The sequence below is a fragment of the Thermogemmatispora argillosa genome, from assembly GCF_059696725.1.
Map to the genome: position 1 here is coordinate 5,340,742 of NZ_AP019377.1, position 21,747 is coordinate 5,362,488.

General features: G+C 59.1%; 12 protein-coding genes. 9 read left to right on the forward strand and 3 right to left on the reverse strand.

Annotated elements, in window-relative coordinates:
• Nucleotides 1-10 precede the first annotated feature (10 nt).
• Nucleotides 11-3,985 carry a protein kinase domain-containing protein gene (locus AC6H1L_RS20835; protein WP_497599371.1) on the reverse strand — a complete coding sequence of 1,325 codons (3,975 nt, stop codon included), beginning with the start codon at nt 3,983-3,985 and terminating at the stop codon, nt 11-13.
• A gap of 253 nt (nt 3,986-4,238) precedes the next feature.
• A complete protein-coding gene (locus AC6H1L_RS20840) occupies nt 4,239-5,108 on the reverse strand; it encodes an SPL family radical SAM protein (protein WP_497599372.1) in 870 nt (289 codons plus the stop codon).
• 223 nt (nt 5,109-5,331) lie between these two features.
• On the opposite strand from AC6H1L_RS20840, the gene AC6H1L_RS20845 reads away from it, so the two are divergent.
• From AC6H1L_RS20845 to AC6H1L_RS20875, 7 genes are all read left to right on the forward strand, one after another.
• Nucleotides 5,332-6,450, forward strand: a complete 1,119-nt coding sequence (locus AC6H1L_RS20845) for a LacI family DNA-binding transcriptional regulator (RefSeq protein WP_497599373.1) — start codon at nt 5,332-5,334, stop codon at nt 6,448-6,450.
• A gap of 496 nt (nt 6,451-6,946) precedes the next feature.
• Nucleotides 6,947-7,993 (forward strand): 5-dehydro-2-deoxygluconokinase, encoded by a 1,047-nt coding sequence (gene iolC, locus AC6H1L_RS20850; protein ID WP_497599374.1) that lies wholly within the window; start codon nt 6,947-6,949, stop codon nt 7,991-7,993.
• A gap of 202 nt (nt 7,994-8,195) precedes the next feature.
• Nucleotides 8,196-10,082 (forward strand): 3D-(3,5/4)-trihydroxycyclohexane-1,2-dione acylhydrolase (decyclizing), encoded by a 1,887-nt coding sequence (gene iolD, locus AC6H1L_RS20855; RefSeq protein WP_497599375.1) that lies wholly within the window; start codon nt 8,196-8,198, stop codon nt 10,080-10,082.
• A gap of 335 nt (nt 10,083-10,417) precedes the next feature.
• On the forward strand, nt 10,418-11,362 hold the full coding sequence (locus AC6H1L_RS20860; protein ID WP_497599376.1) for a TIM barrel protein: 945 nt from the start codon (nt 10,418-10,420) through the stop codon (nt 11,360-11,362).
• Nucleotides 11,363-11,504: 142 nt separating this feature from the next.
• Nucleotides 11,505-12,524, forward strand: a complete 1,020-nt coding sequence (gene iolG / locus AC6H1L_RS20865) for an inositol 2-dehydrogenase (protein ID WP_497599377.1) — start codon at nt 11,505-11,507, stop codon at nt 12,522-12,524.
• A gap of 39 nt (nt 12,525-12,563) precedes the next feature.
• Nucleotides 12,564-13,685, forward strand: a complete 1,122-nt coding sequence (locus AC6H1L_RS20870; RefSeq protein WP_497599378.1) for a tagatose 1,6-diphosphate aldolase — start codon at nt 12,564-12,566, stop codon at nt 13,683-13,685.
• Nucleotides 13,686-14,353: 668 nt separating this feature from the next.
• Nucleotides 14,354-15,400, forward strand: a complete 1,047-nt coding sequence (locus AC6H1L_RS20875; protein ID WP_497599379.1) for a DUF929 family protein — start codon at nt 14,354-14,356, stop codon at nt 15,398-15,400.
• Nucleotides 15,401-15,591: 191 nt separating this feature from the next.
• Here the strand turns inward: AC6H1L_RS20875 and AC6H1L_RS20880 are convergent, their stop codons facing one another.
• Nucleotides 15,592-17,925 carry a xanthine dehydrogenase family protein molybdopterin-binding subunit gene (locus AC6H1L_RS20880; RefSeq protein WP_497599380.1) on the reverse strand — a complete coding sequence of 778 codons (2,334 nt, stop codon included), beginning with the start codon at nt 17,923-17,925 and terminating at the stop codon, nt 15,592-15,594.
• 347 nt (nt 17,926-18,272) lie between these two features.
• Here AC6H1L_RS20880 and AC6H1L_RS20885 point away from each other — a divergent pair, with 347 nt between their 5' ends.
• The gene (locus AC6H1L_RS20885; RefSeq protein ID WP_497599381.1) at nt 18,273-20,015 is read left to right on the forward strand and encodes a cellulose binding domain-containing protein; all 1,743 of its coding nucleotides are present in this window, start codon (nt 18,273-18,275) and stop codon (nt 20,013-20,015) included.
• Nucleotides 20,016-20,414: 399 nt separating this feature from the next.
• A complete protein-coding gene (locus AC6H1L_RS20890; RefSeq protein ID WP_497599382.1) occupies nt 20,415-21,572 on the forward strand; it encodes a LacI family DNA-binding transcriptional regulator in 1,158 nt (385 codons plus the stop codon).
• Nucleotides 21,573-21,747 lie beyond the last annotated feature (175 nt).

Sequence of the window (21,747 nt, forward strand, 5' to 3'; positions counted from 1 at the left end):
TTCCATCGGGTCAAGCAATAGCTGTTCTGACGACCTTACCCTCCCGCTGCGTCAGGAGATGCAAACGCTTGCCGTTCTCGATCAAAACCAGGTCGCGCGTTTCCATCAACAGCACTGCGTGCTTGAAATGGCGCAGATCCTCTAGCAGAGGCTGCAACTCGACGGCCTCCGGCTGCAGGCCATCCGCCAGGCGCAGCAGCAGCTCAAACAGATCAAGAGAAATCTCCAGGCGAGGCGTTCCCGAACAATGTCGCAACACCAGAAACTCAGGCAGCGTCTCAACTACCTCATTCGCGCTCGTTCCAACCGGCTCCAGAATGAACTGCTCCAGCGGAAGCTGCTTCAGAATAATCAGCTGCTGTTCCTCCGAAGCGCGCACCACCACACTCAAATAGCCACCTGGCAGATCGGCATTGATCCCATCCGAACGCAAGATACCAAGGGCCAGCTTGCGGCGTGCCTCCTCCAACTGCTCCTGCTCGCCCTTCAGCAACTGCAAGTACAACAGAGCATAGCGATACGGCAGGAGCTCGGGCCAACGCACAGCAGGCAGCTCAGGACGAGAAACCTCCTCATCCAGGCGCGGACCGTAGAAATACAGGCGGCGCTTCCAAGCAGCCAACCAATCACGCTCCTCGCGGAAGCGCTGGCGTGGCAAATCTTTACCATCGGCCATCAACTCAGTGCGCAGCAAGCTATCCCCTGACCCCTGATGGAAATGCAAGAAGCGGTCCAGGTGAGGCTGAGGAAAGCGCGCCGGATCAAGCACACGCAGATCACGCAGCAGCTCATCATCAGCCTCCGCCGGCGCAAAGGCGCTCTGCCAGCAAGCCCGCTCAATCAAAGAGGCCCCGCCATCCTCACTCTGGCGTGCCACGTGGACCTCGCGGCAGCTTAAATTGCCAGTGATCAAGTAAGCCAGAGCAGAACGCAAATCGCGCATCGTCACATGGCGCTGATGACGCAAATGATGTAGGAGCAAAAGGAACTCTAGACGCTGCTTAGTGCGATTCCGCCGCAATGTCCGCGCATTCTGATAAATCGGACAGATAGCCTCAGCGGTGCAATGCTGGCAGATCTTCCAATGTTCCTTTGCCACCAGTCTATCCAGCACACGGCGAAAAAGCGAACTCTCCTGCTCGCCTGGCAAAGTCACAAAGGCACGCCGCTTCAAATCCACCAGCCAGACATCCTGCTCCCGCAACGACTGGCTACGGCGTGTCTGATGCAACTGCGCTTTCAACCAGGCGAAGCGCTCCCCATAGCGCTCAAAATAATCGGCTAAGCGACCATCATTGATAGCCACCAACACCGTCAGCGCCACTGCCGGACGCTCTGAGCCTTCCAGTCCCTGCAGCCGACGCGTAAGCTGCTCATCAGCACTTAGCCCGCGGTGCGCCTCGGAAGCATCATAACAACTGCGAAAGACATGGTTCTCATAGACCAGCTCCCAACCACTTTGATCAGAACGCTCCTCGACGGGCCTCGCGCCTAGCTCAACAAGCCTCTGACGCACCTGCTCTAAGAATGCTGTCTTACCATCGCCAGGATTGCCCGAAAGGAAAAGCGCAAGCGGACGCTGCTTCAATACCAGCGGGAGCAACTTATTATCAAGAGCCGTTGGCACATAGGTCCGGCGCACGAAGTCGCTGTCTAGACCGCGGTTATCAGCATTCCCGCTGGCGCTCTTGCGATAGAGACCCCGCACCTGCTCCACCCAGGGATTGATCTGGGCCGCTCGCTCCTGGTCGGTTTCAAGCACTGGAGCCGTTTCCTCTGCCACCACCGCGGCTAACCTGGCCTGCTCCAGCTCGCTCAGAAGCTGGCGGGCGCTGGACGGTCGCCGCGCTGGATCTGGATCAAGCGCACCAAGCAGGACCGTTGCCAGGCGCCGCACCTGCTCATCTGTGATGGGCAATTCCTCCACCGCACGCAAGAGGCGCTGACCATCCTTGGCGTAAGAAAAGGGTAGCTGACCGATCAGGGCCTTAAAAAGCACTACCGCCGCTGCATAACGATCGCAATCGGCAGGGGGACTGGTGGCGGTCAGCGCCTCGGGTGGCAGATAGAGCGGCGTACCGGCCAAGCTCCGCTCCTCGCCCTGGCGAATCGCGAACCCGAAATCGATTAGAACCGGATGCTGATCAACCTCATGCAGAATAATATTAGCGGGCTTGATATCGCGGTGGAGAATGCTCCGCTCCTCCAAGACCTCCAATGCGCGGAGCAGGTCCTGAGCAAAGGGCCACCAGCGTTCCAGCGGCCAGGGAAACTCCTCCTCAAGCTGCTGCAGCGTCGGGCCGGGGATGTACTCCATTTCAATATGAGCATCTTCCTCCGGCTTGTAGATTTTCCTAATCGTTGGAAAATATTTGCTCTTGATATCCTTAAGCGCTTTGTATTCTTGAACGGCCTGATCATAGACGAGAGCTGGATTCAAGAACTGCTTCAGCACCAGTTGGCCCAGCCCAGGCAAGTCCTTATAGCTTACCAGATAAGTACGGGCCGTTGATCCCTGACCGAGTAAACGATGAACAACGAATTCACCGTTGAGCAGCGTTTGAGGTAGCTCACTAACCTCCGCCTGCTGAGCCTGGCGCAGAAGCTCCTCCAGACGACGCGCCACCTCCTCAGCCCTTAGAGGGGCTGCCTGCTTGGAGGGCAGCAGTACCGAGCGGAACAACTCCGAGAGAGCAGCCGACTGCTCAGGCGAAAGGAACATTTCCCAGCGGGGAGCATCTGGCAGACGCGGCGGCTCATTAATTGAAGGCCGCAGCACAGAAATAGGAGCGCCCGCGAGGCGCTCAAGCATAACCAGAGCCAGACTAAAAGTATCCGTATATTCCGAGGCAAACTCGTAGCCAATCAGCACATCCTCGGCAGCGTAGCGATCATCCACAGCCGTAGCATCCAGCTTAGCGGCGATCGATACCCCGCCACCCACACGGGCCGCATAAAAATCACTGAACAGCACGCGAGGAGCCTGACCCTTTGGAAACTGCACGATCAGCGCGGCGGGGGTCAAGGCGCGATGAAGCACGCCTTGAGCATGGATCTGAGCCAGCCCTCGAAAGGCTGCGCCTGCCATCTGCAGCTCTTGTAAAAACTCCTCGCGCGTCTCCGGCAAAGGCAGCGTGCTCAGTGCCCGACCCTCGGGGGGCACGATAGGCACCACCATGAACGTGCTGGACCACTCGAAGGGGGTCTCGGCCCACGGCACCAGACCTGTCGACTGCAGTTTCCCTAACGCCTTATAGGTCCGTGTGTAGAATTCCTTCGCCGCCTGCTGCTCCAAGGGATCATGATCCAGCTCATAGAGCATAACAATGCGAGGCCGGTCGGCTCCAGAAACCTTCTCCACTGCGCGGCAGCGATAGAGCTTCGGACGTACCCGCTCCACCTCTTCGATCTGAAGCACTTCGCCAATGCGACGCGGGATAGGGGGACGCGTTGGCAGACCCGTCAGGGCCGTGCGGAGCTGCGTATGCAACTGGCCCAGCATAGGATTACCATGCTCTCTATCCAACTCCAGCAGACGCGCGCAGATATCGTCTAATCTGAACAAGGCCGTAGTTGCCCGGATATCGTGAATCTGGGGCTGGGCGCTCGGAGAAGAAAGCAACACGGCCCCGCGGACACAATGCCCACCGCTCTTCAGAGAAGGAAAACGCTGCTTTAGATAACCAGCCAAGAGCTTGGACACCAGATCAACCTTGGCCAGCGGGCTAGGCTCCGACGAGCCATCAGCGCGAATCCAGAACTCCTCATTGCCGCGCAGCAAACCGCCCCAAGATTTCTCCTCAATGACAAAGGCCCAGCGTTCACCGATGGCCAGAAAATCAATTTCAAACGATCTGTCATTAGGGGCGGGAAGAATCTTGTTGCAAATAACCAACCATGAAGAGGGAAGCCCCTCGCGCAGAACCTGAGCGGCCTGCTGCTCTCCATCGCTGGCGAAGCTACTCGTACTGATCAGCTCGGCCACGGCTGTGCCTCCTAACTGGCTGGTCGGAGAAGAGCCAAGAACAGCAATGCCATTCCTGCCCTCTCAGGACCAGCTCCCCATTGTAGTCGAATGCTTGACCATCTCGGTGTAAAAATGAGCCAGAGAAAAGCCTCTTCTCCAAGTGCTCGACAGGCACCCTGGCCCACCTGCACAAGGCAGGCAGCAACACGCTGCCGCCGGAAAAAGGGAAGAGAAAGAACCTCTTCACCTGCTCTGCTACAGTGAGCACAAGCTAGGCTGGCTGCTGACGGGGAGCAATCCCGCAAAAGCCACTTGCACCCCAGCCGACAGCCACACCGCACCTAGAGCTATGAGCGCAGAGGTATGCATAAAGCTCACGCGCGGGCTGGGTATCCGACCAGGCAGGCTCCTGACGAGCAAAAGGCGTGCGAGCTGTGCGCTCACCACTGGCTCCATCACCCTCGACCGTATCCACTACCAGGCGGCGAGCCCCGCTCTCAAGGAGCCGCTCCCCGAAAGCCTTGACATCAGTAAAACGCAGACAAGGGCTAATTGTAATCTGTGTCCTTACCCCCAGGCGACTGGCCTGGCGTACCAGTTGCCAGCGTCGCTCCAGCGGTGGCCCTCCCTGCAAGCGCTGCAGATAGGCCATGTCATTCGTCTCGATAGTGACCGATAACCAGGCGTAGGGAAGCTGCCGCAGCAAATCAAGATCGCGCTCCGCCAGCGGCGAGCGTGTCTGCACTACCAGCAGGTCGAGGTCAGTAAAGGCAGCGAAGACCTCCAGGCAGCGACGTGTCACCTGATAGCGCCGTTCCAGCGGCTGGTATGGATCAGTGGTCGTACTCATAAAAATGCGCAGGCGGCGGCGTCGCTCAGGAGACATGCGGCCTAACTCGCGTTCGAGCAGCGCGGGCGCGTTAACCTTGACCTGTACGGCCAGGCCCCAGGGAGCACCCAGACCAGCAGCAATCCAGTTGGGTAAAAAGCGCGCATAACAGTACTGGCCGCAGGCTGTCTGGCCATAAGCACAGCCGATATAAGCCGACAGAGCGTGCGTGAACGGATAAGGAGGCGTGACTAAAAATCCCCCGCGCTGCGGCGTGAGAATACTTCTGGCCTCCACGCAAACAGTGTGCATAGCTCCTCTCTCTTCTTCTCTTCTGCTTGGTCCTACTCCTAAAAAACCCACCTCTTCAGGATAGCACACTCTTCCTCAAGAAAAACAGCTATGCAATCACACGAGGGCCACTCCCCCTTGACAGCCACCTAGGCCATCCACTATACTGCTAATGCACACGTGTGCAAACATCCAGGCCAGAGCAGCCCAGCTCACCCTAATGCTCAGGAGGAACAGGAGCACTGTGAATACTCCACATGGCCCGCTTGCCGCCGCTCCTCGCCCGGCTGGCGCGAAGCGCTCGCGTGAGGTCTCAATTGCCGATATCGCGCGTGTGGCTGGCGTCTCCCATACCACCGTCTCGCGGGCCTTACGCGATAGCCCCCTGATCAGCGAAGAGACTCGCAAGCGTATCCAGCAATTGGCTCTGGAAATGGGCTACACTCCTAACGCCATCGCCCAGAGCCTCCAAACGCGTCGGACCCAGACGATCGGTCTGGCGGTGACCTCAATCGCTGATCCGTTCTTAAGTGAGGTGGTACGCGGGATCGAAGAGGTTGCGCGCTCTGCTGGCCTGAGTGTCTTCTTGAGCGCCACTCATAATGATCCTGAGCAGGAGATCGCGGTGATCGAAACCTTTCACCGCCGGCGTGTTGATGGCATTTTGGTGGCTTCATCGCGTATGACGGGCGCATACAAGCAGCGCCTGGACCAGATTCGCGTGCCGACGGTGCTGATCAATAGTCAGGCCGAATCGCAGTACGAGCTGCTGCATTGGGTGGCAGTCGATGATGTGCTGGGAGCGCGGCTGGCTGTTGAGCATTTGCTGGCTCTCGGGCATCGCGCCATTGGCTATGTGGGTACAAGCAGCCGCCCACGCTCCTGTCGCCAGCGCCTGGAAGGCTATCGGGCTGCTCTGGCGGATGCCGGCCTGGCTCCGCGGGACGAGTGGGTGACGATTATGAAGGCGGAGGAAGCTTCTCCCCAGGAGGATGTATTGTGTGGGCGCCGGGCGCTCCAGCGCCTGCTTGATGCTAAGGTCACTGCGGCCTTCTGTCAGAATGATATGATGGCGATCGGCCTTTTGATGGCCTGCTACCGTCGCGGGATAGCGGTGCCGCGTGAGCTGAGTGTGGCCGGCTTCGACGATATCGAAATGGCCAATTGCATCATTCCACCGCTAACGACGGTGCGCCAACCACGCATCGAACTTGGTCGTCTGGCCATGCAGGTGCTGCTTGATCTGCTGCATGAGCAGGAAGGACATAACCATGTGCTCGCTCCAACGCTGGTGGTGCGTGAGAGCACTGCTCCACCACCAACCTCGCCCGATAGGCCGCCCGCCTCTAGAACGGCAGGTTGAAGAAGTCCCCAGGGAGCTGGCTGCGCCTTTGCGGAAGTCAAGCGCGAGATGTGTTCCTGGGTTTAGAAGCTTGACCGCTTAGCCTTACAGACGCTTGTCCGCAGGACGGATCAAGCAGGCTGCTTGCTGCCAAAGATGAGGTGGGCGAAGGGCTGTATGCCTGACGGGAGCTGGGGGATACACGTGAGAGGCGCTTGGAGACGGCTAGCCTGCTCTTCTTCGCCCGAGGCCAGCGCGTAGTAAGGCAGACAAGGCGGGGCCAGGCTGCGCAAGCTATGAATGGGCTGGATTCTGCCGCCCGCAAAAAAAGGCGCCATCAGCCCTGCTGAACGTTACTTGCGCCACCACAGGAATGGCTGGAGCATGAGCGAAACGGCTCCGCTCAGGGACGCGCCACACCGTAGCAGGAGCAGGGGAGGTGTCCAGCCTGCGACAGCCAGCAACTGCTTAGCCAGACGTCTGGATGGTTTAGTGTTGAAGAACGGGAGGACCGCCGATGAGACCGGAACAGCAGCAGTGCTCATATGACCTCATCGCGATGGGCCGCTCCTCTCTGGATCTGTACTCGAATGACATAGGAGCGCCGTTCGAGGAAATCAAAAGCTTTGCGGCCTATGTTGGCGGCTGCCCCACAAACATCTGTGTCGGTGCCCGACGGCTGGGACTGCGCTCAGCGCTCTTAACTGCTGTAGGAGATGATCAGGTCGGCAATTTTATCCTGCACTTCTTGCAGCGCGAAGGAGTCGAGACGCGCTATATCGTACGCAAGCCTGGCTACCGCAGCAGCGCTGTGGTGTTGGGGATTCAGCCGCCAGATCGCTTTCCGCTGACTTACTATCGCGACCACTGTGCCGATGTGGAGTTGACGATCGATGATGTGCTGGCGACGCCGCTGGAGGCGTGCCGCGTGCTGTTAATCACTGGTACCGGCTTGAGCAAAGAGCCAAGCCGCAGCGCGACGATTTTTGCGGCGGAACTGGCCCGCGAGCTGGGAGCAATGGTGGCGCTGGATGTCGATTATCGTCCCGATCAGTGGCATGACCAGCGTGCCTTCGGGGTGGCTATTCGCTCGGTTTTGCCGCTGGTTGACCTGGTAATCGGCACCGAGGATGAGATTAAGGCGGCGATGCTGCGCGATCCCGGGCAGGTCCAGGTAGCCCACTCTCAGATCTCCGACGCGCGCGTCAGTGGTGATGTGGAGCAGGCGATTCGGGAGATGCTGCGTCGAGGCCCGCGTACTCTCGTGGAGAAGCGAGGCGCCCGAGGTTCGCGGGTGCATTTGGCGGGGTCGGCTGACTCGCATGCCTCCCCTGATTGTCTGGAAGTGCCTGGTTTCCCGGTGAGCGTGCAGAATATTCTAGGCGCCGGCGATGCCTTTGCTGCAGGTCTGCTCTATGGCTTGTTGATGGGCTGGGATTGGTATATCGCCGCGCGCTTCGGCAACGCTTGCGGCGCGATCCTGGTGACACGGCATGGCTGTGCCGATTTTATGCCTACTTATGCCGAGGTGATGGCCTTTGTTGAAGAGCATGGTGGCCTCTAGTGGCCTGCGCTAGAGGGAGAAGGCTGGCAGATAGAGCCAGGGCGCGACAGGGCTGCTGGCGGGGCAGGAATGGGATGATTGAGTGAATAGGTGGAAGCTGCCGCGCGGACCCCAGGCCTCTCGCCATACTTTACCTGTCCCACTCTCTTCGCTGTTGATGGTCACCTTGACTGTGAGCGAGCTGATTACCCGGAGGAAGACTATGAGCGAGCACGCTGGCCGACGCATGACAATGGCTCAGGCTCTGATTGCGTTTCTACGCAATCAATATGTGGAGCGCGACGGCGTGGAGCAGCCCTTTTTTGCTGGCTGCTTCGGGATCTTTGGTCACGGCAATGTCGCGGGCATTGGCCAGGCTCTCCAGGAGATGCCTGATTTTCGCTATTATCAGGCCCGTAACGAGCAGGCGATGGTCCATACTGCAATTGCCTACGCGAAGGTAAAGAACCGTTTACAGACCTTTGCCTGCACTTCTTCAATCGGGCCGGGAGCTACCAATATGGTTACTGGCGCGGCCACGGCCACTATTAACCGGCTTCCGGTTCTGCTGCTGCCTGGCGATTTCTTTGCTCGCCGCAACGTGGCCCCGGTCCTGCAGCAGTTGGAGTCAGAGCATACTCAGGATATCTCGGTCAATGACTGCTTTAAGCCGGTCAGTCGTTACTGGGATCGTATCACGCGCCCAGAGCAGCTACTGACAAGCTTGCCCGAGGCAATGCGTGTACTGACAAGCCCTGCAGAAACAGGGGCAGTGACCCTGGCCTTGCCCCAGGATGTCCAGACGGAGGCTTATACCTATCCTGAATCGTTTTTCCGTAAACGGATCTGGCATATCCCTCGTCCGCGCCCAGATCGACGACGCTTGGAGGAGGCCGCCAGATGGATTCGGGCCAGCGAGCGCCCAATGATTATTGCTGGCGGCGGTGTGATCTATGCTGAGGCCTGCTCTCTGCTAGAGCGCCTGGTATCGGAGACAGGAATTCCTGTGGCGGAGACAATGGCCGGCAAGGGTAGCCTGCGCTTTGACCACCCGCTTAATCTGGGTGCTATCGGCGCTACGGGAACGTTTGCGGCTAATCGTGTGGCTCGCGAGGCCGATTTGATTATCGGAATCGGTACGCGTTATAGCGACTTTACTACGGCTTCAAAGACGGCCTTCCGTCATCCGGCTGTACGCTTTGTCAATATCAATATCTCGGAGTTCGATGCCGCAAAGCATCTGGCCCTCTCGCTGGTGGGCGATGCCCGGGCAACGCTGGAGGAGCTGCTGCCACTGCTGGCGGGCTATCAGGTCGCTCCTGAATATCGGGAGTGCGCCGAGAGGCTGCATCGCGAGTGGGAGGCCGAGGTAACGCGCATCTACGGCCTGCGTCACGCGCCACTTCCTTCCCAGGGCGAGTTGATCGGAGCCATCAATGAATATGGCTCTCCAGAGGCAATCATGGTCTGTGCCGCTGGCAGCCTGCCCGGCGATTTGCATAAGCTCTGGCGCGCTCGTCATCCCAAGCAGTTCCATCTGGAGTATGGCTATAGCTGCATGGGCTATGAGATTGCGGGTGGCCTGGGGGCAAAGATGGCCGCTCCTGAACGCGAGGTCTATGTCCTGGTCGGCGATGGCTCCTATCTGATGATGAATGGGGAGATCGTGACCTCGATCCAGGAGGGCTATAAGCTGGTGATTGTGCTCTTCGATAATCAGGGCTTCAAGAGTATTGGCTCGCTCAGCCGCTCGCTCGGTCAGGGTGGCTTTGGAACACGCTACGTCTATCCTCGCAATGGTATTCTGCCTGGCGATGAGGCGGGCGCAGAGGTGGCACCGCTACCTGTCGATCTGGCCGAGAATGCTCGTAGTCTGGGGGCCTATGTGATTCGCTGTCGCAATACGGCTGATGTGATCGCCGCTTTGGAAACCGCTCGCTCGTTGGAGCGCACAACGGTGATTTATGTGCCGTGCGATCGCTACGAGAGTGTGCCCTCTTATGAGAGTTGGTGGGATGTGGCTGTGGCTGAGGTGAGCTCGAATCCCCAGGTTCAGGCCGCTCGCCGCGAGTGGGAAAGAATGCGCGCTGAGGAACGATACTTCCTATAGTCATAAAGGCGCGAGGTTGTAAGGGAGGGCAGCGCCCTGGGTCTGCCTGGAGGTCAAGATGAGGACCTTCAGGATCAGGGCGAGGAGGAAGGGCTGGGCCAAAGGAGGCGGGAATCATGGCTGATCTTATTCGTATCGCGTCTCTAGAGGGAACTAGTGGGCGATTCTGGTCGTTGGCGGAAGCGAGTCGCTGCTCGTTGCCGCGCAGAGCTGGAAGGGCAAGAGGCGAGCGATGCCTGTAATGCGCGACAGCTAATGCATCGTTCGCTGAGGTTCGAAGGCGATCTTGATCTAGGATCGATTCTTTGGTTTGGTGGCTACAAGGTAGGTAGGACATGGCAATGGAGAGGATTTATCTGGCAAATGCACCATGCTCGTGGGGAACGCTGGAGTTTGAGGAGGCGCCAGGGTCGACAGTCCCCTGGGAGCAGATGCTTGACGAACTGCGCGCCAGTGGCTATGAAGGCACCGAACTGGGTGATTGGGGCTATCTTCCCACCGAGGCAGAGCGCCTGGCTGCAGAGCTGCGCAGGCGCGGACTGACGCTCGTGGCGGCCTTCGTTCCTGTAATGCTCAAAGAACCGGGCGCGCTGCAGGCGGGCCTTAATCAGGCTCTGCGCACTGCTAACCTACTCGCTACAGTGGCTCAGCTCAAGGGAGACACCTGGAAACCGCTGCTGCTGCTGGCCGATGAGAATGGCCGTGATCCTCTGCGAACCTCCTGCGCCGGACGAATCTCCCCAAGTCAAGGGCTAGATGCCTACGAGTGGCGGGTCTTTACACGCAATAGCGAGACGATTGCTCGCGCTGTTTATGAAAGCACAGGACTGCGTACGGCCTTCCATCATCACTGCGCTGGCTATGTCGAAACGCCCGAGGAGATCACCCGCTTCTTGGATCTCACCGATCCCACTATTATCGGTCTGACCTTCGACACCGGTCACTATCTGTATGGCAGCGGCTCCGCTGAGCCGGGGCTGATTGAGGAGGCCCTCCGTCGCTTCGATTCACGGATCTGGCACGTCCATTTTAAGGACTGTTCGCCGGCAGTGGCCCAACAGGCTCGTTCTGAGGGATGGGACTACTTCACTGCTCTGCGTCGCGGGGTCTTCTGTGAGCTTGGACAGGGGGCGGTCCCATTCGCCGCCGTAGTGGATTGGCTCCTGAACCGGGGCTATCAGGGATGGATTGTCGTCGAACAGGATGTACTTCCGGGCATGGGCAGCCCCTACCTCAGTGCCCTGCGTAACCGTCAGTACCTGCGCGACCTTGGCCTCTAGCCCGAGCAGCGGCTATACCCTCAAGCAAGGCCTGGCTTAAGGAAGGCGCAAGATGCTGATCTCAGAAATGCAATGCCCGCCGTGCTGCTGGCGGTAGCCAACAACACGACGGGCAAGCTAAGAAATAGGAGAGGATGACGGGATGACTGCTGAAAAACTGACCGTCGGCTTGATCGGTGCAGGACGGATCGGGCGCCTCCATGCTCACCATCTGACAACACGTATCCCGCGTGCTCATTTGCTCGTTGTAGCCGATGCCTCTATGGAGGCCGCTGAATCCTGTGCCAGCGAATATGGTATTCCTCACTTCTGCTCAGATTATCGTGAGCTGCTGGCAGATCCCCGGATTGAGGCAGTTCTGATCTGTTCGCCAACCAATACCCATGCTCAGCTGATTGAAGAGGCTGCCCAAGCCCGTAAGCATATCTTCTGCGAAAAGCCTCTAGCGCTTGATCTGGCAACGATTGACCGGGCTTTGGCTGTCGTTGCCCAAGCAGGGGTCAAGCTGCAGACGGGCTTTAACCGGCGCTTTGACGCCAATTTCCGCCGCGTCAGGCAGGCCGTTGAGCAGGGAGAGATTGGCCTACCCTTGATGCTTCATATTACAAGCCGTGACCCTGCTCCTCCGTCGGCTGCCTATCTCCGGGTCTCGGGCGGGCTCTTTCTCGACATGACTATCCATGATTTCGACATGGCCCGCTTTTTGCTTGGCAGCGAAGTCGAAGAGGTCTTCGCCCTCGCTCATAGCCTGAATGAGCCTGAGATTGCCTTGGCTGGGGACGTTGCCCACGCTGCTGTAATGCTCCGTTTTACCAGTGGTGCCATCGCGACCATCAGCAATAGCCGCCGCGCCAGCTATGGCTATGACCAGCGCGTCGAGCTGTTTGGCAGTGATGGCTGCATCGCCATCGATAATGCCTATCCCAATACGGCGGTGATCAGCGATCACCGCAGCGTGCGGCGCGATCTCCCCCTTCACTTCTTTATGGAACGCTACGCCGAGAGCTTCGCCACTGAGCTGCAAGCCTTTGTCGAAGCCGTGCTTGATGATCGTCCAGTGCCAGTCAGCGGATACGATGGCCGTGTTCCGGTAGCCATTGCCCTGGCGGCTCAGCTCTCTCTGCTTGAGCATCGTCCAGTCTCCTTACGCGAAGTGGCCTAGCGGAAGAACATGGGCCAAACAAGGTGAGGTAGCAACGAGATGGAGAGGTCTTTTATCGAAGGAGGAGCGATCACTGTGTATGGAAGGGAAAGGGAAGGCGTAAGCGCCAGCGCCGCTGGCGCCAGGCAGGATAAGCGGAGTCGGCTTCAGGCCTGCTCTGATGAGCATGGCATTATTATCGCCCTGGCTGTTGATCACCGAGCGAATCTGGCCCAAGCTCTGGCTGCAGCTCGCGGCTCTCAGGAAGTGGCCAGCGCCTCCGACCTGCGTACTTTCAAGCGCCTGGTCACGCAGGTCCTGACCCCTTATGCCAGCGCTGTCCTGCTCGACCCCGAATATGGCCTGGAGGCACTGACGCTACGCCACCCTGGCACAGGTGTGATTCTCGCTTACGAGCGCTCGGGCTATAGCGCCAATGGACGTATTCTGCCTCCCGAGGTAATCCCACACTATAGCGTTCGGCGGCTAGTGGAGGCCGGCGCCCAGGCCGTCAAGGTCCTGCTCTACTATAATCCCTTCGATAACCCACAAGTCAATAGCGTGAAGCAGGCATATGTCGAGCGCATAGGAGCTGAGTGCCAGGCTCTAGAGGTTCCCTTTTTTCTGGAGCCGCTCGTCTACCCCGGCGAGGAACTGGCTGGCGAGACCGCTGAGCTGGATTTTGCGCGCCTGAAGCCGACCTACGTCGCACGCACAGTAGCAGAGTTTGGCCAACCACGTTACGGTGTCGATGTCCTGAAAATAGAGTGGCCCGTGGTGCCGACCTACATCGCTGGACTGCATAGCTGTGAAGCTCCAACCCCAGCTTATTCACGCGAAGAAGCCATTGAGCAGCTTCGCATGGTAGGGATGGCTACCACGAAGCCTCTCGTGTATCTGAGTGCGGGCTACAGCTCCGCCACGGTTTGCGAACTGTTGGAACTGACAGCCGAAGCCGGGGTCCCCTTCTGCGGCGTAGTCTGCGGGCGGGCCCTCTGGCAGGAGGGTATCGCTATCTACGCCCAAGAGGGTGCCGCCGCCCTAGAGCGCTGGCTGGCCAGAGAAGGAGTCGCCGCAATCCAGGCAATCGCCCGCGTTCTACGTCGCTGCGCTACTCCCTGGTGGCAACTGAGCACCTCCAGTCTGTACCAGCAAATGCGCGAGTCGGATTACTCTGGGTAGGGTAGGCGCAACCCTTAGCATCAGGGACCAAGGGGCAAGCACAAGTGAGTAGGGAGGACGAAGAGAGACAGCCGAAACCGGGCTTGTTTCTGGGCGCTCTCTTGGCCTGGCATCGTAATGAGTCGGCGCCAAGGAGAGGCCAGGATGGAAAAGCGCAGGCAGCGCACCATCTTAGCAAGCCTTGTACAGACCTCACTACTGGGCTGCGGCCCAGAGAGAAGAGTCAAGCGGGTTGCAGGGTGAGGAAGCTGTCAAATTGATGAGTTGGTTGGCTTATGGCGCGGTCGCTTATCGTAGAACATGCCAGCCCTGTCTGCCCTTTCTCAGTACGTCGAAGGCGACAAGCCGAGCCAGCTCCACGACGGGAGATAGTTTTCTCCCGGGCGACAGCATCACCTCGCCCTGACGCCCTCATCATTTGCGGCCAGGCTTCTTCTCATTGTCGACAGGCAGGAAAAGCGAGAGAGGATCATCTTGTGCTCTGCAGGCAGCAGATCGAGGTGACCAGGGCAGTGCCGGCGCGGGCCTTCATGCTATAATGTGGATATCCTTATAAATATGGCGTTCCCGGCTCCGCGTCAGTCAGGATAGCTCAGAGACCTGGCAGGCGGCAGCCACTCTTGTTCAAGGAAGGACAGTCTACTATCTGCATCAAGGAAGAGAGAACTATGTCTTCATCCGCGGCAAAGAAGCAGACAAACCCTCCGACCTCGGCCCAGCGCTCACGCGGGCCCGCAACCGGCACCTCCGCTAGTCCTGCTAAGCGCACCCGACGCATGAACCAGCGGCGTGGACCGAGAACCTGGCGAGCTTATCGCTGGTGGCTTGTTGGCGGCGCACTGATCCTCATTGGAGCGATAATTGGCCTCTTCGTTGTCCTCGCCCATCAGAGTGCGACCAGTCCTACGAGCAGCAGCCGTGTGCCCACAGATCCCCAGGTTATGAGCGATCTGGCCCTGATCGGCGATAGCCAGTTCTCTAAGGTAGGCACCGGCAACCTGTCGAGTCCTCTGCGCGTCATTGCCGATCGCCCAATGCTGCGCGGCCCCAGCGGCAAGCCCGAGTTCTTCTACTGGGGCGCTGAATTCTGTCCCTACTGTGCGGCAGAGCGCTGGCCAGTTGTCGTGGCCCTCAATCGCTTTGGCACCTTTAGCAAGCTGCCAGAGACAACCTCCTCCGATACCGATGCCTATCCAAATACCGCCACCTTTACCTTTCATGGGAGTGTCTACCAAAGCGACTACCTGGACTTCGCCCCAGTTGAGCTAGAGGACCGCGAAGGCCATCCCCTGGAAGGGCCGACCGTCGAGCAACAGCAGATCATCGCTTCACTCAACCCTGACGGCAGCATCCCATTCCTGGACATCGCCAATCTCTACCTTGTACGTGGTCAAAGCTTCGATCCGGGCATTCTCACAGGGATGTCCCAGCGCGATATCGCTCTCCAGCTCACCGATCCGGGTACACCTGTCGCTAAGAATATTCTGGGCGTTGCCAACTATCTCACCGCGGCCATTTGCGTAGCAACAGGCGATCAGCCGGCGCGCGTCTGCAAAGCTTCTTATATCCAGTTTATCGAAAAGCAACTGCCACGCTCACCTTACGCTCCTACGCCAACGCCATCAGCGAGTCTGCCTTCTGACCCACTAGCAACGACGCTTGGGCTGATGGCCCTGCTGCCTGCCTCTCTGCGACATCGGCGAGGCGAGTCATAGCCTGCAGACAGTACTAAAAGGGATAGATGAGGAAGTAGCAGAGCCAGAAAGTGGCAGAACAGGGAAAGGCCCAACCAGCGCTAGCAGGGGGGGAGCTATACCCCCGGTCTGCGGCGACTGATTGGGCTTCTCCCCGTGATCGGCCTGCGGGTGAATAAGCGACCGTAGCGCCAGCGGGAGGCAGAGGACCACTACAAAGCACGACCCCGGGCCTGCTGCCAGGCGCGTACGATACGCTCGGGCGTCATTGGTAACTCCGTTAAGCGCAATCCAAGGGCATCGCGCAGAGCATTAGCGATAGCGGCAGCCACTGGAACCACTGGCGGCTCGCCAGCTCCCCGGGCTCCGAAAGGCCCCAGCTCGCAGGGCACCTCGATAATGAGCGGCGTAATCGCAGGGACATCCTGACTATGCGGGAGGGCATAATCCATCAACGTTCCCGTGAGCAACTGGCCTTCTTCACCATAGGCCATTCCCTCAAGCAAGGCCCAGCCGATGCCCTGAGCCACTCCCCCATAGATCTGGCCCTCCACCTCGGCGCGGTTCAGCGCACGACCCACATCCTGGGCTGCGACGTAGTCCAACACCCGTACCTCGCCCGTCTCGGGATCAACCGCCACCTTCGCCAGATGCACAGCGAACATCGGGCCTGACGCCACATTCGCTGAACGGCCACGGCCAAAGACAGGGGCATAGCGAGCGCCAAAACCAGTCGAATTGGCGGCCACCTGCTGCAGCGTCACATATTTATCGGGAGCACCACGGACAGAGATTCGCCCATCGCGCAGTTCGAGATCCTCGCGCGCGGCCTCCAACAGCTCCGCAGCAATCGTCAAAATTTGCTCCCGAGCATCCTGCGCTGCCGCCAGAACAGCCGAACCGACAGCATAAGTCGTCTTGCTGCCAGCCGTCAGGCCGCTGTAGGGCATCGTATCAGTGCCCTCATGGACCACCGCGACGGCCCGCGCCGGCAAGCCCAGAATCTCAGCCGCAATCAAAGCTAAAGAGCTATCGGAACCTGACATGTCGACACTGCCAACAATCACCGTGACGCTGCCATCGTTCTCCAGGCGACACAGCGCCGCCGCCGGCTCCGTGGCTCCCGGCCAGCCACCCGCCGCCAAACCGATGCCCACTCGCCAGCCGCGTAGCTCTTCCGGCAGCTCGTGGCGAGCGCGCTCGCGCTCCCTCCACAGCCGTTGCTGACCAATCGCCTCCAGGCACTCCACCAGGCCAATACGTGGCCATTGCCCTCCCGGAACACGCGGGTCACCCTCGCGCAGCGCATGGCGCAGACGAAACTCCAGCGGATCAAGCTCAAGGTTGCGACAAAGCTCGTCGATAGTCGACTCCAGGGCAAAATACGCCTGTGGGCCGGTGGGGGCCCGATAGGCAGCACTACCAGGCTTGTTGGTTTGCACTAAATAGCAGCGAACATCGATATGGGGACAGCGATAGAGGTTGCTAAAATGGAAGCCACTCAGCCCAGCAAGAGGATAAGGATAGGCGCCTGAATCAAGGATCATCCGCACCTGGATGGCCGTCAGCGTGCCGTCTCGGCGCGCCCCCACCTTCACAGTGATCGCCGTCTGCGGCGCCGGGTTGCCGGCTAATAACTCCTCCTGACGCGTGTAGACCAGGCGCACCGGACGCTGTAGTTGCAGAGCTGCCGCTGCTACCAGGGGCTCAAGCAGCACCTCTTTACCGCCAAAGCCACCTCCAACCGGCACCGGCTCCACATGAATCTGCCGATCAGGCAGTCCAAGGGCCAAAGCCACCGCCTGTCGTACATTGAGCAGCCCCTGCGTGCTGGAGTAGATCGTCAAGTGCTTCGTGAGTGGATCAGGGATAGCCAGGACCGTCTGTGGCTCCAAATAGGATTGATGCACCGGCGAAGTCGTGTAATGTCCCTCGACAATGATGTCCGCCTGCCGCAGCCCTTCCTCAATCTCGCCCATGCGTAGCGGTGGAAGGGCGGCAGCATTGGAAGAAAGACCCTCCTCCGCTAGCGAAGCTCCCGGCGGAAGAAAGAGGGTGTGACTCTGTTGCACTATCGCACGGAAATCGCGCTCCAGGCAGGCACGTGGCGCCTCTGGACGACAAGCGACCTCGGGATCAAGCACCGCCGGCAAAGGCTCATAATCGACCTCGACCGCTGCAGCCCCATCCTCAGCCAGCGCCTCCGTCTCAGCAACGACTAGCGCCACAGGATGACCACACCAGCACACCTCAGTCCGTGCCAATGGCTCTAGCGAACGCACACTTCCATCTGAGGGCCGCAAACCCAGATTGGCAGCAGTAAAGACAGCTACTACTCCTGGCAGAGACAAGGCCGCCGACGGATCGATGCGCCGAATAGAGGCATGGGCGTAGGGACTCGTTACCAGGCGAGCAGAGAGGAGTCCAGCCGGCAAGCGGTCCCCAGCGTAGCGAGCACGCCCGCTTACCTTGGCCTCGCCGTCCTGGCGCGGGAGAGTCGTACCAATCAGCACAGATGACGCCCGTCTGTTTGCTTCATGCAACATGTGCAACTTCCTCCTTTCGCTTCCTGCATTCAGAGCAGTAGGCCTGCACCAGCATCGCAAGCGCCTGGCTCAGGAGAGTCGAGGTCAGCGCGCCTGCCCCTTGCGGCTCGCAAAGAGGCGATGACACTGTTCTCCATTGAACGATATCGCTAGCCATGCCGTCAAGGCCCCAAATGGCAGATGATACTGCTGCCACCAGGATCAATAGCGGCCACCAGCAGTGACAGACTGTCAAGGCTCTGACTGCCAAATGTCCGCTACCTGCTCTGGCTTTTTCATCCCCTCGGCTCTATGCTCTCCCCTAGCAAGGAATGCCATAGGGGACCATCCCTAAGAAAGGACGCAGCATGTTTTCCAACGGCAGCAAGAAGCTCGTACACCGACTCCTCCCCTCGCTGCTTAGCTGCGCAGCCATTACCGTTCTTGCCGCCATCAGCGGCATTCTGCTGATCAGTAGCCCACGCCATCCGGCTCAAGCGGCTTCCGGCTTCGTCACCCGCTGCGGCATCCACTTCTGCCTCAACGGCCAGCTCTTCTACTACGCCGGAGCCAATAGCTACGACATCTTTACCTTCGGCGACGGAAGCAGCAGCAGCACCCAGGACGACATCGAAAACAAGTACATGGATAAGGCAGCGATCGATGCCTACTTTAGTAATGCCCAGAGCGATGGCATTACTGTTGTGCGCACCTGGATGTTCGACCACGAGACCTGGCATGGCTTCGAGCCGGCTAAGGGAGTCTACAACGTCGCCGAATTCGACGAATTTGACTACATCATTCAGTCAGCCAAAGCGCACAACATTCGCCTGATCGCCGTCTTCGAAAACTACTGGGAAGCCTACGGCGGCATCGATACACGCCTGCAGTGGGAGGGCTTGCCAACCGGTCAGTCCAACCGCTGGCGCTTCTTCAACCAGCAGCAGTGCCCTGGCTGCTTCACACAGTACAAGAACTACGTATCCTACGCCCTCAACCACGTCAATCATTACTCAGGCATCGCCTACAAGGATGAACCGACAATCTTCGCCTGGGAGCTGATGAACGAGCCTCGCTACGAGAACGCAACCCCTGATGAGAGTACGACCGGCACCACCCTGCGCGCCTGGGTCGATACAATGGGGGCCTTCATCAAGAGCATCGACCCTAATCACATGCTGGGTACAGGCCTGGAAGGCCAGGGAACAGCCTACGGCTACGGCGGCAACTCAGGGAATCCTTTCGTATATATCCATCAATCTCCATATATCGATTTCACTTCTGCCCACTTCTACCCGACTGAGAGCTGGGCCAACCTAAGCATGAGCCAGGCCCAGCAGGTGATTAACAAGTGGGTCAGCGACTCCCATAACGTCGTTGGCAAACCTTTCATCCTCGGCGAATTCAACAGCCGTTCGGACGTTGGCAACCGGACAGGCTGGTGGACCATGTTTTATAGCACCCTGGAGCAAGACGACGCCGATGGAGACAACTTCTGGATGTATGTCGCACGCAACCCAGACAGCATCTACGGCGTGACCCACGGCGCCCCCGAACTGGCTATCTTCATGCAACACTCACAGCATCAGCAGCAAAAGTCCGGCGGCAGCCCGGGGACAGGCAGCACCCCAACACCCGGAACGACACCCACCGCTACCGTGACGGCCAGCCCGACACCGACGGCGACGCCGACACCCACACCACGGCCAACCGTGACCGCCACCCCGACGCCGACACCAACCACAGCCGTCACCCCGACGCCAACAGCGACACCTGGCAGCGGACTGAGCTGCCGTGTACAGTATGTCATCACCGCGCAATGGCCTGGTGGCTTCGGGGCTATGATCTCAATTACCAATACCGGCAGTACCGCAATCAATGGCTGGACGCTCAAATTTACCTTCCCCAATGGGCAGACGATTACTCAAGGCTGGAACGGTAACTTTAGCCAACAAGGCAGCACCGTCACCATTACCAATCTCTCCTACAACGGCACCATACCCGCGGGGGCCACGCTGGGCAGCGCCCCAGGCTTCAATGGCACCTGGAACGGCACCAACTCACCGCCGACGAGCTTCACGCTGAACGGCGTAACCTGCAGCACCCCATAAGCCACAGGAGCTGGCAATTGGACCAATCAGGTCTAGCGGGTCGAACGGGCAAGCTGCCTGCTCGACCCGCCCCTGGTCCAGACCAGTCTACAGCAGATCCACATCTCTCTATCTGTCGGAGTGAGCGCACTGGAATCGGGGCAGCAGAGATGCCCTCTCCTCAAGAGGGGGCATCTCTTCCCCATATCTCTCCTCCTCTTTTCCCGCCCACGCAGGAGCTCTCTCACTCGACCCCGGCTCTCATAAATCCCTGTCTCGAAAATGTTGCGAAAAAAAAGTCCCGGAAGTCTTGACGGAAACCGGTTTCAATGTTATAGTTTCGCCAGAAACCGGTTCCAGAAGCCGGCACCACCCGCGCAGGAACCAGGTCAAGAGCCTTAGCTGTCAAGGAGATCGGCAATGGATGAGAAACTCACCATCCAGGATATTGCCCGCCTTGCCGGGGTCTCAAAATCGAGCGTCTCGCGTGTCCTCAACAATTATCCGGCCATCAGCCAGGAATTACGTGAGCGGGTGATGCGGGTGGTGCGTGAATATAACTTTGTCCCGAATGTAACAGCGAGAGGACTGGCCGGAGGCAAGACGCGCCTGGTCGGTGTCTTGACCCCGCCGCTGACCTGGCCTGCGGTTCCAGAGATGCTACGTGGGGTGGCGGAGTATATTGAGCGAACCTCCTATGAGATGGTCCTCTATAGCGTCAATTTTGAAAATCCTACCCATACGGACGTCGTCGATCGCATTTTGTCTCTGCGCATGGTCTCGGGTCTGCTGGCCATTTTGCCCTGTGACTTAACCCCTCATCTGCTCAAGCATTTTGAGCGCGGGCTGCCGATGGTCATGATCAATGATCAGGAGCCGCCGGAGCGCTTCCCCTGCCCTTGGGTGGGCGTTGATAATCGCACTGGCGGCTATCAGGCGACCCGCCATCTGCTCGATTTGGGCTATCGGCGCATTGCCCATGTGATGGGACCAAAGCGCTACTACTGCGCCCAGGAGCGCTACGAGGGCTATTGTCAGGCGCTGCGCGAGGCCGGGCTGGAGCCTGACCCCGAGCTGCTGCTACAGGGCGAGTTTGATCCCGCGAGTGGCCGCCGCTGCGCCCGCGAGTTGTTTGCCCGCGAGCGGGCACGCTGGCCCGAGGCGATCTTTGTGGCCAATGATCAAATGGCCTATGGCTTCCTGGAGGTAGCCGAGGAGCAGGGCATTCAGATCCCCCAGGATATTGCCCTGGTCGGCTTCGATGATAATCTGGTCTCGTCCCATGTTCGCCCCCCGCTGACGACCGTGCGTCAGCCGTTCTCCCAGATGGGGGCGAAGGCGATCGAATTGCTGTTGAAGATGGTCGATCCCGATCATCTGCTGCCACGCGTACGGGCCAGCGAGGGCGAGTGTCACGCCGGGGCAGGGATGAACCCCGAGGCTGTGACTCCCTCTGCTGCTAGCGATGGCTCCGACCATCAGCTACGTGAGTCCGCCGCTCCTTATCGCCCGGGCGGGACCGTTCATATACAACTCGAAACAAGCCTGGTGGTACGAGCGTCAAGTGTACCCGCCTGACGCTAGCTCGCTCGCTCCTGCGCGTGGGACGGCGCTGAGCGTGTGGAGCGCTTTACCCAGCTAACGCTTGTTTGCTCTGCCAGTGTGATCTGTTGGCGTCGCATGGAAGCGTCGCTTTGCCGGAGAACAGTATGTATTGTCATACTGTTGTCCTACTTTCACGAGAGGGCCTCTG